Annotated in this window: 15 protein-coding genes and 1 pseudogene; 8 read left to right on the top strand and 8 right to left on the bottom strand. The window is 68.1% G+C overall.

The features are described from left to right. Positions 1–83 precede the first annotated feature (83 nt). The 5 genes from NP4_RS28250 (at position 84) to NP4_RS28270 (ending at position 4424) form a co-directional block, all read left to right on the top strand. Complete coding sequence (locus NP4_RS28250; protein ID WP_068004327.1) at positions 84–1100, top strand: adenylate/guanylate cyclase domain-containing protein; 1017 nt, start codon at positions 84–86, stop codon at positions 1098–1100. Positions 1101–1722: 622 nt separating this feature from the next. Next, on the top strand, positions 1723–2721 hold the full coding sequence (locus NP4_RS28255; RefSeq protein WP_068004331.1) for an ATP-binding cassette domain-containing protein: 999 nt from the start codon (positions 1723–1725) through the stop codon (positions 2719–2721). A 55-nt stretch (positions 2722–2776) separates the two neighbouring features. Then, positions 2777–2974: a hypothetical protein gene (locus tag NP4_RS28260; RefSeq protein WP_068004335.1), complete on the top strand. Its 198-nt coding sequence runs from the start codon at positions 2777–2779 to the stop codon at positions 2972–2974. Positions 2975–3010: 36 nt separating this feature from the next. Further along, positions 3011–3538 (top strand): peptidylprolyl isomerase, encoded by a 528-nt coding sequence (locus tag NP4_RS28265; protein WP_068004340.1) that lies wholly within the window; start codon positions 3011–3013, stop codon positions 3536–3538. Positions 3539–3551: 13 nt separating this feature from the next. Beyond that, positions 3552–4424 carry a rhomboid family intramembrane serine protease gene (locus NP4_RS28270; RefSeq protein ID WP_068004344.1) on the top strand — a complete coding sequence of 291 codons (873 nt, stop codon included), beginning with the start codon at positions 3552–3554 and terminating at the stop codon, positions 4422–4424. A 9-nt stretch (positions 4425–4433) separates the two neighbouring features. On the opposite strand, the gene NP4_RS28275 is transcribed toward NP4_RS28270, so the two are convergent. Further along, entirely contained in the window at positions 4434–4883 is a 450-nt protein-coding gene (locus NP4_RS28275) for a PH domain-containing protein (protein WP_068004347.1), read from the bottom strand. Between the two features lie 77 nt (positions 4884–4960). Further along, entirely contained in the window at positions 4961–5224 is a 264-nt protein-coding gene (crgA, locus tag NP4_RS28280; protein WP_068004351.1) for a cell division protein CrgA, read from the bottom strand. A gap of 160 nt (positions 5225–5384) precedes the next feature. On the opposite strand from crgA, the gene NP4_RS28285 reads away from it, so the two are divergent. The 3 genes from NP4_RS28285 to NP4_RS28295 are packed head-to-tail and all read left to right on the top strand — an operon-like array spanning position 5385 to position 7179. After that, complete coding sequence (locus NP4_RS28285; protein ID WP_068004355.1) at positions 5385–6023, top strand: aminodeoxychorismate/anthranilate synthase component II; 639 nt, start codon at positions 5385–5387, stop codon at positions 6021–6023. Positions 6024–6046: 23 nt separating this feature from the next. Beyond that, entirely contained in the window at positions 6047–6733 is a 687-nt protein-coding gene (locus NP4_RS28290; RefSeq protein WP_068004359.1) for a RibD family protein, read from the top strand. Beyond that, on the top strand, positions 6730–7179 hold the full coding sequence (locus tag NP4_RS28295; RefSeq protein WP_245998600.1) for a dCMP deaminase: 450 nt from the start codon (positions 6730–6732) through the stop codon (positions 7177–7179). Before NP4_RS28290 ends, NP4_RS28295 begins: the two co-directional genes overlap by 4 nt. A gap of 11 nt (positions 7180–7190) precedes the next feature. On the opposite strand, the gene pknB is transcribed toward NP4_RS28295, so the two are convergent. From pknB to NP4_RS28325, 6 genes and pseudogenes are all read right to left on the bottom strand, one after another. After that, on the bottom strand, positions 7191–9101 hold the full coding sequence (gene pknB / locus NP4_RS28300; RefSeq protein ID WP_068004366.1) for a Stk1 family PASTA domain-containing Ser/Thr kinase: 1911 nt from the start codon (positions 9099–9101) through the stop codon (positions 7191–7193). Then, a complete protein-coding gene (locus NP4_RS28305; RefSeq protein ID WP_068004371.1) occupies positions 9098–10594 on the bottom strand; it encodes a protein kinase domain-containing protein in 1497 nt (498 codons plus the stop codon). Before NP4_RS28305 ends, pknB begins: the two co-directional genes overlap by 4 nt. Positions 10595–10629: 35 nt before the next feature. Continuing rightward, positions 10630–12096 (bottom strand): peptidoglycan D,D-transpeptidase FtsI family protein, encoded by a 1467-nt coding sequence (locus NP4_RS28310; protein WP_068004374.1) that lies wholly within the window; start codon positions 12094–12096, stop codon positions 10630–10632. A 98-nt stretch (positions 12097–12194) separates the two neighbouring features. Then, a pseudogene (locus NP4_RS28315) lies at positions 12195–13637 on the bottom strand (FtsW/RodA/SpoVE family cell cycle protein); the annotation flags it as partial. Then, positions 13637–15085 carry a PP2C family protein-serine/threonine phosphatase gene (locus tag NP4_RS28320; protein ID WP_068004377.1) on the bottom strand — a complete coding sequence of 483 codons (1449 nt, stop codon included), beginning with the start codon at positions 15083–15085 and terminating at the stop codon, positions 13637–13639. The gene NP4_RS28320 and the pseudogene NP4_RS28315, both read right to left, overlap by 1 nt. Further along, positions 15082–15549, bottom strand: coding sequence for an FHA domain-containing protein FhaB/FipA (locus NP4_RS28325; RefSeq protein ID WP_062503046.1), 468 nt, complete (start codon positions 15547–15549; stop codon positions 15082–15084). Before NP4_RS28325 ends, NP4_RS28320 begins: the two co-directional genes overlap by 4 nt. Positions 15550–15669 lie beyond the last annotated feature (120 nt).

A 15669-nucleotide genomic window follows, 5' to 3' on the forward strand; every position in this document is an offset into this window, starting at 1 on the left:
CATCGAACCACCCGGTCTGACACGGGCTGTGACAAATCACCACCGGCGGCTTCGGGCCTCGACGTGCCCGTAAGGTCGACGGTATGGCCTCCGCTGAGATGTCGAAACTGCTGCAGTCGGTGGTCGAGCCGTATCTGCTGGAGGGGCCGCGGGAGTACAAATCGGCGCAGGTCGCGGAGCGGTCCGGGGTGCCGCGCGATATCTCGCGGCGACTGTGGGTTTCGCTCGGCTTCGCGACCAATCCCGATGATTCGGCGATCGAGTACACCGAGGGCGATGTCACCGCGGTACGCAATTTCGCAAGTCTCGGGGTGCTGGCATCGGCCGACCCGCAGCGTCAGTCCGCGGCCGCGCGCACGCTCGGCCAGTCCATGGCGCGGCTGGCGGAATGGCAGGTCGATCTGGTGGCCGAGGAGATCGCCGCGCGCATTCGGACCATGACCGCCGCCGATCCGGCGGCCGATCCGGCCGAGATCGCCCGGACCGCCACCGATGAGGTGGTCTCGGCGCTCCAGCAGTTGCAGATCTACGCCTGGCGCAGGCATCTGGTCGCCGCGCTGACTCGGTCGATGGATGGCGGCGCGGTCGGCGAGACCGGTGACACCGTACGGGAATTGGCGGTCGGCTTCGCCGATATGGTCGGCTACACCCGGCTCACCCGGCATCTGGATCCGGACGAATTGTCGGAACTGCTGCAGACCTTCGAGACCATCACCACCAACGCGATCGCCGCCAACGGTGGCTGGGTGATCAAGAACGTCGGCGACGAGGTGATGTTCGCGGCGGAGACCGCCGTCGCGGGCGCGCGGATCGCGCTGGCCATCCAGGAGGCGACCGCGGCCTCGGAGACCACGCCGGAACTTCGGGTCGGCCTGGCGTACGGGGATGTGCTGGTGCGCTTCGGCGATCTGTACGGGTCGGTGGTGAATATGGCCGCACGGCTGACCGGTGTGGCCCGGCCCGGCACGGTGCTGATCGACGATCTGGCGGCCGGTCAGCTCGCGGGCGAACCGGAATTCACACTGCGCCACCTGCGTAGCGTGCGCGTGCGGGGCTTCAGTCGGCTGCGTTCGCATGTGCTGCGTCGCGCCGGGCGCTGAGTGGGGGAACTACCCCGAAAATTAGGAGCGGGCCTCGGCGAAGGGGGGGAGTTAGCCGAGGCCCGCGTAAGGTCGGCCCGGGGGGGAGGGGCCGACGTGAACGATCCTACGCGACGATCGGCCATTGTGTGTGTATGAGGGACGCCACTTTCCGAAGTTTTTTCCGGCGAGCATCCGGCGACCTGCCCGCGATCGGGGTGTCGATCAGGTGTTTCCACTCGAAATGAATCTCAACGGTCTTGAGCGGCAAGGATTTTCGAGGTCCGATCTTGGCGGAATGTGTGCGCTCGACGCGATTCGGGCGACCGCTCGACGGTCGCCGGAGGTATGCGGATCGGTCACGACGCTCCGGCTCTGCCGGATTTCCGGGCGTGTCGTACAAGGGCGAGTAGATAGGGGCGGCACAGACAGGTAGCGCACTACTCGGGATCCGGGTGGGCGTCGCGGGTCATCATCTAATCGGCCGCATCCCGCCGGCACCCCCGAGCACCGCCGGATCCCCGGGATGCGGCCTCCCGCTGTCCGGCGACGTATTCCGGAACTTGTCGGTGCCCTCGGCGATACTGACCCCAGCAGTGGTCCGGATCACCCACCCATCGCCCAGGAACGGACAGGTGCGCTCATGCCCGATGCCATCATCGCCGAGGGATTGGTCAAGACGTACGGGCGTCTGGTCGCCCTCGACGGTCTCGATCTCACGGTGCCCGAGGGCACGGTCACCGCGCTGCTGGGTCCCAACGGCGCCGGTAAGACGACCGCGGTGCGGGTGCTCACCACCCTGCTCGTCCCGGATGCGGGCCGGGCCGTGGTCGCGGGCCTGGATGTGCTGCGCGAGCCACAGCGGCTGCGCACCCGCATCGGGGCCTCGGGTCAGTACGCCGCGGTCGACGAATATCTCACCGGCTTCGAGAATCTCGAGATGGTGGGGCGGCTGTATCACCTCGGGGCGCGGCGCAGTAGGGAACGCGCTCGCGAACTGCTCGATCGATTCCGGCTCACCGAGGCCGCGGATCGTCCGGTCAAGGGCTATTCGGGGGGTATGCGCCGCCGCCTCGACCTGGCCGGTGCGCTGGTGGCCAATCCGCCCGTGCTGTTCCTCGACGAGCCGACCACGGGACTGGATCCGCGGGCCCGGCTGGATCTGTGGGATGTCATCGAGGAATTGGTCGCGGGCGGCACCACGCTGCTGCTCACCACGCAGTACATGGACGAGGCCGATCGGCTGGCCGATGCCGTCGCCGTCATCGATTGCGGCCGGGTGATCGCCCGCGGCACCTCCGACGAACTCAAAACCCTCGTCGGCGGCGACCGCATCGAACTGACGGTCGATCATGCCGACAACCTCGCCGCGGCCCGCCAAGCGCTCGCGGGCCTGGCGGCCGGGGAGATCCATCTCGAACCGTCCCTGCGGCGCATCACCGTTCCGGTCGACGACGGTTCGCAGGCGCTGGTCGACGCCATCGCCCGGCTCAACGAACATCGGGTGCGCATCCACGACGTCGGCCTGCGGCGTCCCTCGCTCGACGATGTGTTTCTGACCCTGACCGGGCACGAGGCCGAGGAGGCGGTCGGCTCGGCCGGGGCGGAACTACAGCGGGCCGGGGAGGGCGGCCTCGCCTGACGCGCGCGGACCAGCGCTTACTGCGCGAAACGGGTTGCTGTGTCAGAGTGGTCGCATGCTGTTGGGGAGTTCCCGGGAATCCGGCCGGTTGCGCAACCGGCTCATCGTCGCCGTCCTCGCCGCGCTCGCGGGTGGTGTCGCCTGGTTGGCGGTCAACCGTCGTCCGCAACTTCCGCAGCCGGCCACCGAGCCCCCGCGGCTGGGCTATTCCGCCAATGGTTCCGCGCCGCACGGCGCCGTGCAGGTGCCGTAGCGCGGGCTCGTTCCCGGCGCGTGGCAGGATATTGCGGTGACCTCACCGAATCAGACCGCCGTGGCGATCCTGCACACCAACCACGGCGACATCAAGATCTCGCTTTTCGGTAACCACGCCCCGAAAACGGTGCGCAACTTCATCGGCCTCGCCGACGGTTCCGCGTCCTACACCTCGCAGAACGCCTCCGGCGGCAGTTCGGGTCCGTTCTTCGACGGCGTCATCTTCCACCGCGTGATCGATGGCTTCATGATTCAGACCGGTGATCCCACCGGAACCGGTCGCGGTGGCCCGGGGTACGAATTCGGCGACGAATTCCATCCGGAGCTGCGCTTCGACCGCGGCTACCTACTGGGTATGGCCAATGCCGGGCCGGGCACCAACGGGTCGCAGTTCTTCATCACCGTCGGCCCGCAGCCGCATCTGAACCGGCGGCACACCATCTTCGGCGAGGTGGTGGATCCGGATTCGCGCAAGGTGGTCGACGCCATCGCCACCGCGCCGACCGATCGCAACGACCGGCCCAAGGAGCCGATCGTCATCTCCGCGGTAACGATCAACTGAGCGAGCCCATTCCGTGAATCCGCAGCAGCCCGCACCGACCTGTTTCCGTCATCCCGACCGTGTCACCGGATTGGGATGCACCCGGTGCGGGCGTCCGGCGTGTCCGGAATGTCTGCGCCCCGCGGCGGTCGGTCAGCAGTGTGTGGAATGTGTGCGCCAGGGCGCCGCGGATGTGCGTCCGGTGCGCACGGTGGCCGGTGCGCCGGCGCCCGCGCGGCCGACGCCGCTGGTGACCTACGCGTTGATCGCGCTGAATGTGGCGGTTTTCGCGGCCACCGCGGCGCAGGCGGGCAGCATCGTCGACAACGACCGCTCGCGGCTGTTCCGGGATTGGGATCTGGTGCCGCCCCTGGTCGGACACGGTGAGTGGATTCGCGTACTGACCGCGGGTTTCCTGCATTTCGGGCCGTTGCATCTGGCGGTCAACATGTTCGCGCTGTACGTGCTCGGGCGCGATACCGAGATGGTGCTCGGCCGGGCGCGTTATATCGCGGTGTATCTGGTATCGCTGCTGGGCGGTTCCGCCGCGGCGCTGGCGCTCGCGCCGACCCTGAGTTCCACCGCGGGCGCGTCGGGGGCGATCTACGGACTGTTCGGCGCCATGACCGTAATCCTGTTGCGGCTGCGGCAGTCTCCGGTGCAGATGCTCGTGCTCATCGCGGTCAATCTGCTGATCAGTGTGTCGCTGCCGGGTATCTCACTGTGGGGTCATCTCGGCGGGCTCGCGGGCGGAACGATTGCGGCCGTGGGCATTCTGTTCCTGCCGCAGTGGCTGAAGGCGCGTTCGACCGAGTCCGCGCGGCTGATCGGCTGGGCGGCCGTCGGCGGGGTCGCGGTGCTGGCGCTGATGATCATCGTGGCGGCCGGACTGCAACGGGCCCTGTAGATTTCGCGATCAGTTCGGGACCAGGCCGTGGGCCCGCATCGCGTCGAGTACATCCTCGGGGTGCGTGCCCAGATCCCAGCGGCCGAAGATGAGCAGGCGCTCGTCACCGTGCTGTTCGACATCGAGCTCCAGATTCGGCACCCGCCGGCCCAGGCGGCGGAAACCCACCACGCGGGCGCGCAGGATCCGCTCCGGCGCGTATTCGGTCTCTCCGAACAGGCCGCGCACGATCAGGCGCGGCTGATCGCCGGACACGATGCGCAACCGGGGCCGCTGCCTCAGGCCGAGCCCGGCCAGACCGAGCAGCAGTGCGGCGGCGAGGCCGACGAGCAGTCGGCTCGGTCCGTCGGAGGCCAGTGCGGCCGCCCCGGCCAAGGCGAGGCCGCCCACCGCCGCGGCGGCCAGCGCGGCCGGCGGAGTGGACCATTCGAGCCGGGACTCCGGATCGGCTGCGGTCACAGTCCCCAATCACTCCTCGAGTTGTCCACAGAATCATCCACAGATGTGCATTGATGACACCCGTGTCATCTCCGGGATCAGCGCCACCGCATGGTCATGATCAGGCCGATGACCATCAGTCCGAAGCCGATGAGGAAGTTCCAGGCGTTGAGGTCGCTCATCCACTGGATGTGGTCGGCGCCCAGGTAGTACACCAGCAGCCAGGCCAGACCGGCCAACATGAACCCGAGCATGATGGCGACGTACCAGACCGGCGAGGGGCCGCCCTTCACCTTCACGGGGGTACGGCTGGCCGGGTTGATCGTGTAATCGGTCTTCTTGCGGACCTTCGACTTGGGCATGACGTCCTCGGATTAGGCGTACAGGTCATACCGGCGGGCGCGGGCCGGTCTGTGTAAAGGCTATCCCAGCTGCGTAGACGGAGGGGGTCGGGATCGTTGTCATCCGTGCCGCGAGGTATTCCCGGTGACGGCGTGTCGGGCGGCCACGTAGTCTCGAACCATGCGTGTTCTGGTCGTCGACAACTACGACAGCTTCGTATTCAACCTGGTCCAATACCTGGGCCAACTCGATGTCGAGGCGACCGTCTGGCGTAACGACGATCCGAATCTCGCGGAGGTCGACACCGTCGTCACCGAATTCGACGGCGTTCTGATCAGCCCCGGACCCGGAACCCCCGATCGCGCCGGGGCCAGTATCGAGCTGGTACGCGCCTGCGCCCGCCACCGGGTACCCCTGCTCGGGGTGTGCCTGGGTCATCAAGCGATCGGCGAGGCGTTCGGCGCGACCGTGACGCGCGCGCCGGAACTGCTGCACGGCAAGACCAGTTCGGTGTTCCACACCGATGCCGGTGTGCTCGCGGGCCTGCCGAATCCGTTCACCGCCACCCGCTATCACTCGCTGACCGTGCTCGAGGAGACGTTGCCGGAGGAACTCGAGGTCACCGGGCGGACCGAGAGCCGCATCGTCATGGCGATGCGCCATCGCGAATTGCCCATCCACGGCGTGCAATTCCATCCGGAGTCCGTCCTCACCCAGGGCGGCCACCGCATGCTGGCCAACTGGCTCGAGGTCTGCGGTCGGCGGCCCGACGAGGGACTCGTGCGGCGACTCGAGGCCGAGGTTGCCGCACTGGTCTGAGGTCGTCGTGATGTGATCGACCCATGACTCGTCCGTATGTGCTGCTGTCGGCGGCGGTCAGCGTCGACGGATATCTCGACGATGCCTCGCCCGAGCGACTGCTGCTGTCCAATGCGGACGATTTCGATCGGGTCGACGCGGTGCGCGCCGATTCCGATGCGATCCTGGTCGGCGCCGGGACGCTGCGCAGCGATAATCCGCGACTGCTGGTGAACAGCGCGGCGCGGCGGGCCCGGCGGGTGGCGGCCGGTGCGCCCGAGCATCCGCTGAAGGTGACCGTCACCGCGACCGGCGATCTCGATCCCGCACTGCGCTTCTGGCACCACGGTGGCGCGAAACTGGTGTACACCACCGATATCGGGGCCGATCGGCTCGGCGATCGGCTGGCCGGGCTGGCCGAGGTCGTATCCCTGGGCGGCACACTGGATTTCGCGGCGCTGCTCGACGACCTCGGCGGGCGCGGCGTGCGGCGGCTGATGGTGGAGGGTGGCGGGGTGGTGCATACCGAATTCCTGGCCGCGGGCCTGGCCGACGAACTGCTCATGGCCGTCGCGCCGGTTCTGGTCGGCGATCCGGCCGCACCCCGATTTCTGCATCCGGCCGCCTTCCCCGGTGGTTCGCGGCGCAGAATGGCACTGCAGGATGTCACGCGTATCGGCGATATCGCGCTGCTGCGCTATCTGACCGCAGCGGAGGAAACCCCACGGTGACTCGCACACATCGGTTCTGGATGCACCACGCCATCGGCCTGGCCCGCCTGTGCCCGCCGAGCGCCACCGCGTTCTCGGTCGGCGCGGTCGTGGTCGGTCCGGACAATGTCGAACTGGCGCACGGCTTTTCCCGCGAGACGGACGAGAAGGTGCACGCCGAGGAATCGGCGCTGGACAAACTCGGCGACGATCCCCGGCTGGCACACGCCACCCTCTACAGCACCCTCGAGCCGTGTTCGCAGCGCGCCTCCCTCGACCGGCGGCCCTGTACCGAACGCATACTCGCGGCCGGTATCCCCAGGGTCGTCATCGCCTGGCGCGAACCCGGCACCTTCGTCGAGAACTGTGTCGGGGTGGAAAGACTACGCGAACACGGTATCGAGGTGATCGAACTGGCCGATCTGGCCGAGGAGGCCATGTCCATGAATCGCCATCTGCGGCTCTGACTTTCGGCCGATCACGGCGGCCCGAGCGGTAGTACGCCGACGAAGATGGTCACCGCGCTGTTCTTCGGCGCCTGGCTGCCCGCGGCCGGTTGCTGGTTGAGGACCTTGCCGACGCTGCCGGTATCGAAGGTTGCCTGATTGACCTGGGTGATCTGGGCGAGTCCGCCGGTCCAGCCCTTGGCGCGCAACGCGTCGACGGCCTGGGAGGCGGTCATGCCGCGCAGATCCGGCATGGTGATCTGATCGCTGGTCGCGACCTGAACCGTGATGGTGGAACCCTTGTCGGCGTTGGATCCGCCCGCCGGATCGGTGGACAGCACCTCGCCCGGCGGTCGCGTGGAGGTCACCTTCTGCACGACGACCTTGAATCCGGCGGTCTGTTCCAGATTCGGCTGGGCCACATCGATCTGCTGGCCCACGACATCGGGCACGCGCACCTGTTCGGGGCCCTTGCCGAGGGTGATGGTCACCTTGCTGCCCGCATCGATCCGCGAGCCGGGCGGCGGATTCTGGGCGATCACCTTGTTCTTGTCCTCGGTGCTCGACCAGTTCTGCTGCACCTGCGGATCCAGTTGCAGCCCGGCCTTGTTCAGCTCCCCGGCGGCCTGCTCCTGGGTGAGCGTGGCCAACTGCGGCACCGGGACCACGGCCGGACCGGTCGAAATCTGCACGGTCACCGTGCTGCCCTTGGGAGCGCGGGAGCCACCGAGCGGCGAGGTGGAGATGACGTTGCCGTTGGCCACCTTCGGGTCGGGTTTCTGCTGGGTCGCGACGGCGAATCCGGCCTGCTGCAATTCTTCCTGCGCCTGCGCCGCAGGCTTGTTCGCCAGATCCGGGATGGCGATCTGATCGGCGCTGCTGCCCGGACCGAGTACCCAGAACAGCCCGGCCACCAGCGCGAGCACGATCGCGGCGGCCGCGCCGAGCAGTGCCGTGCGGCGGCGGCCACCGGATTCGACCTGCACCTGTTCGGTGGTGTCGACGCCGCGTTCCACCGTGCGGTAGCTGCGCGGCGGCGCGTCCATACTGCCGAGGATGGTGGTGCGGTCCTCCTCGGTCATCACCATGGGCGCCTGCGGTTTCTGGCCGCCCAGCACACGAATGAGGTCGCCGCGCATCTCGGCCGCGGTCTGATACCGATTGGCCGGATTCTTGCTCATCGCCTTGAGGATGACCGAATCCAGTTCGCGCGGAACGCCCGGGTGCACATGCGAGGGCAGCTGTGGATCCTCGCGGACGTGCTGATAGGCCACCGCGACCGGCGAGTCGCCCGTGAACGGCGGTTCGCCGGTGAGGATTTCGTAGAGTACGCAGCCGACCGAGTAGACGTCCGAGCGCGCGTCGACCTGTTCGCCGCGCGCCTGCTCGGGCGAAAGATATTGCGCCGTACCGATCACCGCGGCGGTCTGGGTCATCGGATTGGAACTGTCGGCGATCGCGCGGGCGATGCCGAAGTCCATGACCTTCACCGCGCCCTGCCGGTTGATCATGATGTTGGCCGGCTTCATGTCCCGGTGCACGATGCCGTTCTTATGGCTGAAATCCAGTGCGGCGCAGACATCGGCGATGATCTCCATCGCGCGCCGCGGCGGCAGCGGACCCTTGCCGCGCACGAGATCGCGCAGCGTATCGCCGTCGACGTACTCCATCACGATGTAGGGCAGCGGGCCGCCGTCGACCTCCGCCTCGCCGGTGTCGTACACCGCCACGATCGCCGGATGATTCAGCGCGGCCGCGTTCTGCGCCTCACGCTTGAATCGCAGATAGAAGGTGGGGTCGCGGGCCAGATCGGCGCGCAGCACCTTGATCGCCACATCCCGGCCCAACCGCATATCCCGGGCCTTGTGAACCTCGGACATACCTCCGAATCCGATGATCTCGCCCAGCTCGTAGCGAGAAGACAGATTCTTCGGGGTCGTCATGGCAGTCCTTGCGATGGAGTGGAAGGAGCACTGCGGCTGTCGTCGTCGTAATCGTTGAAGTTACCGTTCACGCCACCGAGGTTGGGAATCGGCGGAATCGGCGGCGTGCGGGTGGTCGTGGTCGGGGTGCGGGTCTTGCTGGGGGTGGTGGTCGGCGGTTCGGTCGTGGTGGTGGTCGGCGGCGGCGTGGTGGTCGTGGTCGGCGGTTCGGTGGTGGTCGTCACCACCGGCGGGGGCGCCACTCGGGTGGTGGTCGGCGGTTCGGTCGTGGTGGTGGTCGGCGGCGGGGTCGTGGTCGTGGTGACGACCGCGGGCGGCTGTTTGACCGGAGTCGTCGGCGAGGGCGCGGGCGGCTTGCCGCTCAACAACACCCACGCGGCGAGACCGCCGAGCACGACGGCGCCCACCCCGAGCCCGGCCAGGGCCTTACGCCAATTGCCGCTGTCGGAATCCGCGCCGCGCGGCGGCGTGGTGCGCGGGCCACCGGGCATGACCGTGGTGGCACCGACCGGCTGGGCCTGGGGCCCACCGAGATTCGGGGTGGCGTAGCGGTCGTACTCACCGCGCGGCAGCACGGTCGTCGGACCGGCCGCGGGCGGCAGCACCCGGGCGGCGCCGGTGCTGGGCAGGGCTGCGCCGCCACCGCGCGGCGGCGGGGGACGGCGGCCCGAACGCACCGCGGCCACGGCATCGGCGAATTCGCCGCCGCTGCGGTATCGACGCGTCGGATCCTTGGTCATCGTGATCTCGATGAGCTGACGCACATTCGGCGGTAGATCCGACGGCATCGGCGGCGGCGCCTCGCGCACATGTTTCATCGCCACGGTCAGCGCGCCGTCGCCGGTGAACGGCCGCTGTCCGGCCAGCGCCTCGTAGCCGACCACGCCGAGGGAGTACACATCACTGGCCGAGGTGGCGTCCTCGCCGGTGGCCTGTTCGGGGGCGATGTACTGGGCCGTGCCCATGACCATGCCGGTCTTGGTGACCGGGGAGGCGTCGACCGCCTTGGCGATGCCGAAATCGGTGATCTTCACCTGGCCGGTCGGCGTCACCAGGATGTTGCCCGGTTTCACGTCGCGGTGCACCACACCCGCCGCATGCGCCACCTCGAGCGCGCGGCCGGTCTGCTCGAGCATGTCCAGACCCTGCGCGACCGACAGTCGGCCGAGCCGGTTGAGGACGGCGTTGAGCGGCTCGCCCTGCACCAGTTCCATGACCAGATAGGCGGTTTCGCCGCCCTGCGGGTCCATGGTCTCGCCGTAGTCGTAGATGCCCGCGATGCCCGGATGGTTCAGCTGCGCGGTCGTCTTGGCCTCGGTGCGGAAGCGGTGCCGGAACGTCGGATCGGCCGAGAACTCGGCCTTGAGCACCTTCACCGCCACGCGCCGATCCAGCCGCGTGTCGAGTGCCTCCCACACCTGCCCCATGCCGCCGGTGGCGATCAGTCGTTGCAGTCGATACCGGTCCGCGATCAACGCACCGTTGTTCAGCATTGCAGCCCCCGTAGGGTGTTCAGCGAATTCATCTGTCAGCCCCCCTGCATTCCGGCGTCGAGCACCGCGCGCGCCACCGGCGCGGCCACCGAGCCGCCGGTGGCCACCGTGCCGCGATCGCCGCCGTTCTCCACGATGACCGCGATCGCGATCTTCGGATTCTGTGCCGGTGCGAAGGCGATGTACCAGGCATGCGGCGGCGTGGTGCGTGGGCTGCTGCCGTGTTCGGCGGTGCCGGTCTTTGACGCGATCTGGTAGGACCGCGGGGCGGTGCCGCCGGTCGTATGCTTCTCCGACTCGATCATCATCGAGGTCAGCTGCTGGGCGACCGGGGTGCTCACGGCCTGCCCGACCGCGACCGGTTTGCTGCGCGACAGTTCGCTCAGATCGGGGCCCTGCAGCTGATCCACCAGATGCGGTTCCATGCGCACACCGCCGTTGGCGACCGTCGCGGCGATGACCGCGTCGTCGAGCGGGGTCAGGGCGACATCGCGCTGGCCGATACTGCTCTGCGCCAGCGCCGGGGTGTCCGGGATGGTGCCGACGGTGCTGTCGGCCCAGGGAATCGGGATGTTCGAGTGGGCGCCGACGCCGAACAGGGCGGCCTGATCCTTGAGCTTGGCCGCGCCGACCTTCATGCCGATCTCGGCGAACGCGGTATTGCAGGACAGTCGGAACGCATCCAGCATGGTCGCCGTCGCACCGCCACCGCACGGGGTGTTGTCGTAGTTCTCCAGCGTGGTGGAGGTGCCCGGCAGGGTGATGTTCGGCGCGGCGGTGAACTGGTCGTCGGTCTTGATGCCCTGGCTCAGCGCGGCCGCGGCCACCACGACCTTGAAGGTCGAGCCCGGCGGATAGGTCTGCGAGACAGCGCGATTGAGCATCGGCTGGGTGGTGTCGGCGCTGAGCTGCTCCCAGGCCTGGGTGCCCTTGGCGCCGTCGTGGCCGGACAGCCGGTTGGGGTCGTAGCTCGGGGTGGACACCATGGTCAGGATGCGGCCGGTGCTCGGTTCGATGGCGACCACCGAACCGGTGTAGCCCTTACTGGTCAGCTGGTCGTAGGCGACCTTCTGCATGATCGGATTGATGGTGGTGACCACATTGCCGCCGCGCGGATCGCGCCCGGACACCAGGTCGATCAGCCGCCGCCCGAACAGCTGGCTGTCGGAACCGTTGAGCACCGAATCCTCGGCCCGCTCCAGGCCCGTACTGCCGTACTGCATCGAGTAGAAGCCGGTGACCGGTGCGTAGGCGGCCGGATCGGTCGGATAGGTGCGCAGATATTTGTAGCGGTCGTCGGTGGCGATCGAGGAGGCCAGCACCGTTCCGCCCGCGGAGACCTGCCCGCGCTGGCGGGAGTACTCGTCGAGCAGTACGCGCGAATTGCGCGGATCGTTGCGCAGGCTGTCGGCCTTGATCACCTGAACGTAGGTGGCGTTGAGCAGCAGCGCGACGATCATGAGCATGACGGCCATGGCTACCCGGCGTAGCGGCGTGTTCAAACCGTTTCCCCCTTCACCGGGCTGTCACCATGGCGGCCTTCCCGGGGCCCTGCGTGGTTACGCAAGCTGCCTCCTCCGGGCCCGTCGCTCAGGCCGCGAATCATTTCCGTCGGAGCGTCCGCGATAGGCGCCGGATCCCGCCTGCGGACCGGCGCTGGGGCGCGGGCGGCGTCGGAGATTTTCACCAGCAGCGCCAGCAGTGCGTAGTTGGCCAGCAGCGAGGAGCCTCCATAGGAAACGAACGGGGTGGTCAGGCCCGTCAGCGGAATCAGCTTGGTGACTCCGCCGACGACCACGAAAACCTGAATGGCCAGCGTGAACGACAAACCCGCGGCAAGCAACTTGCCGAAGCTGTCGCGTACCGCCAACGCGGTCCGCAGCCCACGCACGACGAACATCGTGAACAACATCAGCACCGCGGCCAGCCCGATCAGCCCGAGTTCCTCACCGATGGTCGCGATGATGAAATCGGTTTTGGCGAACGGCACCTGCGAGGGCCGCCCGCTGCCGAGTCCGGTACCGGCCAATCCGCCGGTGGCCAGGCCGAACAGCGACTGCGAGATCTGATAGCCGGTGTTGTTGTAGTCGGCGAACGGATGCAGCCAGGTCGACACCCGCACCCGGACGTGGCCGAAGGCGTTGTAGGCGAAGACGAATCCGACGGCCAGCAGCAACCCGCCGACCACCAGCCAGCCCACCCGCTCGGTCGCGATGTACAGCAGCGCCAGCACGGTCGCGAAGATCAGCAGCGAGGTGCCCAGATCCTTCTCGAGCACCAGTACGCCGATGCAGACGATCCACACCAGCAGGATCGGACCGAGATCCCGGGCCCGCGGCAGCTCCAGCCCGAACACGTGCTTACCGGCCGCGGTGAACAGATCCCGCTTGGACACCAGCACCGCCGCGAAGAACACGATCAGCAGGATCTTCGCGAATTCGCCCGGCTGGACGCTGAATCCCGGTAATCGGATCCAGATCTTGGCGCCGTTGGTCTCCGAATACGCCGAGGGCAGCAGGGCGGGCACCATGAGGGCGAGCAATCCGAGCAGGCCGAGGGTGTAGTTGTAGCGGGCCAGTGTGCGGTAGTCGCGCAGCAGTACCAGCACCGCGATGAACAGCGCGATACCCAGCGCCGTCCACAGCACCTGATCGTTGGCGTCGGCATTGGGCACCGGCCAGGAGTTGTAGATCGCGGTCTGCTCGTCGGCCAGATCCAGGCGATGGATCAGCACCAGGCCGAGTCCGTTGAGTACGGCCACGATCGGCAGCAGCAGCGGATCGGCGAACGGCGCGAATCGCCGCACCGCCAGATGCGCGACCGCGAACAGCGCCAGATAGGTCACCGCCAATTTGGCCAGATCCCAGGAGATCTCCTGATCCTGACTCGCCTCCACCAGCACCAGCGCGACCGTGGTGATGATCACCGCCGAACCCAGCAGCAGCAGTTCGACATTGCGCCGGGTCGACGGTGGGGGCGCGGGTGCGAAACCGCCCGGCGGACTGGGGAAGGCTCCAGCGGACGGCGGTGCCGGTGCGGACATCAGTCCGCCTTCCTGCAGTTCTCCCCCGGAGTCTGAGGGGCCGGCGACGTCGTCGTCGGAACCGGTTGCTGGGCGGTGTTGTTCGTCGGCGGGGCCGGATTCGGCGAGGGGGTGGGCGTCGCGGAGGGGTTGTCGCCCGGCGGCGGGGGCGGGGGCGGGGGGGTCACGACCACCGGTGTGGGCGGCGTGCACACGGGCAGCAGCTCACTCTTGGCCAGGGTCTCGAGCTGGCGCTTGGCCTCGTCGAAACCGCCGGGAGGCAGACCGCTTTCGACCTTGTCGCGCCCGGTCTGGACCAGATCGGTGACCTGCAGCTGCTTGCAGCCGCTGGGGAAGCCCGCACCCGGCCGCATGAGAGTCAGGCGATTGTCACGATTCACGCAGGCCAGCTGATCCACATCGCGAATCGAATAGCCCAGCACCGAACCGGGCAGTCCGCGCATGATCACGACATTGCCGTTGTCGGCGCCGACGTAGTAGTTGCTGCGAATCATCTTGTAGCCGACCACGAGTCCGACCGCGACGGCCGCGATCAGGGCCAGCGAGAGCGAGATCCAACGTAGCTTGTGGCTCTTGCGGGGCTCGGGCGGTTCGGGGGCGACGGGGGCCCGGCGCGGCGCGGCGCGGGGCGGACGCATGGCCGCGGCCCGCCCGGCGGCGGTATTCGGCGGCGGGGTGTCCTCGTCCTCGCCGGAGGCGGCGCCCGCGACGATCGGATGGCTCTGGCCGTAGTCCAGATCGATGACGTCGGCGACGACGACGGTCACGTTGTCCGGGCCGCCGCTGCGCAGCGCCAGCTCGATGAGCCGATCGGCCGCCTCGTCGGTATTGCCCTCGCGCAACGTATTCGCGATGGTCTCGTCGCTCACCACATCCGACAGGCCGTCCGAGCACAGCAGATAGCGGTCGCCCGGGCGGGCCTCCCGCATGGTCAGCGTGGGCTCGATCTCGTTGCCGGTGAGCGCGCGCATGATCAGCGAGCGCTGCGGATGGGTGTGCGCCTGCTCGGGTGTGATGCGGCCCTCGTCGACCAGCGACTGCACGAAGGTGTCGTCACGGGTGATCTGGGCGAGCTCGCCGCCGCGCAGCATGTAGGCGCGCGAGTCGCCGATATGCGCGAGGCCGAGTTTCTTGCCCGCGAACAGGATTGCGGTGAGCGTGGTGCCCATGCCGTCGAGCTCGGGCTCCTCCTCCACCTGATCGGCGATGGCGCCGTTGCCTTCTCGCACGGCGCGGTCGAGTTTGCCGAGCAGATCGTCGCCGGGCTCGTCGTCGTCGAGATGGGCCAGCGCGGCGATCATCAACTGGGAGGCGACTTCGCCGGCGGCGTGGCCGCCCATACCGTCGGCGAGCGCGAGCAGGCGCGCGCCGGCGTAGACGGAGTCCTCGTTGTTGGCCCGGACGAGACCGCGGTCGCTGCGCGCTGCGTAGCGGAGAACAAGTGTCACGATCGCAGCTCGATCACTGTCTTGCCGACACGGACGGCGGTACCGAGCGGAACTCGGACCGGGGTGGTGACCTTCACTCGATCGAGGTAGGTCCCGTTGGTGGAGCCTAGATCCTCGACGTACCAGTCGTCGCCGCGCGGTGACAGCCGCGCGTGCCGGGTCGAGGCGTAGTCATCGGTGAGCACCAGCGTGGAGTCGTCAGCACGCCCGATGAGCACCGGCTGGGTGCCGAGCGTGATACGAGTGCCGGCGAGTGAACCCTGAGTCACCACTAGATATTTGGCGCCCTTCTGGCCACGGCTGAAGGATGGCAGCACCGCGGAACCGCGCGCGGCCCGGGGCTGTATCCGGATGCCGGATGCCGCGTAGATGTCGCTTCGCAGGGTGCGGAGTACCGCCCATACGAACAGCCACAACAGCAGCAGGAACCCCGCACGGGTCAATTGCAGGATCAGTCCCTGCACGGCGCTCCACCTCCTGTTCGACCGGTGCCGTAGGTACGGTTCGACCCCCAACCGGCGTGCTGGTCGGCACGGCCCGGCTGCCGAGCGATATTGGCAGCATCATAGGACCGACGACCGGTT

The organism is Nocardia pseudobrasiliensis NBRC 108224, assembly GCF_001613105.1.
Taxonomy (GTDB): domain Bacteria; phylum Actinomycetota; class Actinomycetes; order Mycobacteriales; family Mycobacteriaceae; genus Nocardia; species Nocardia pseudobrasiliensis.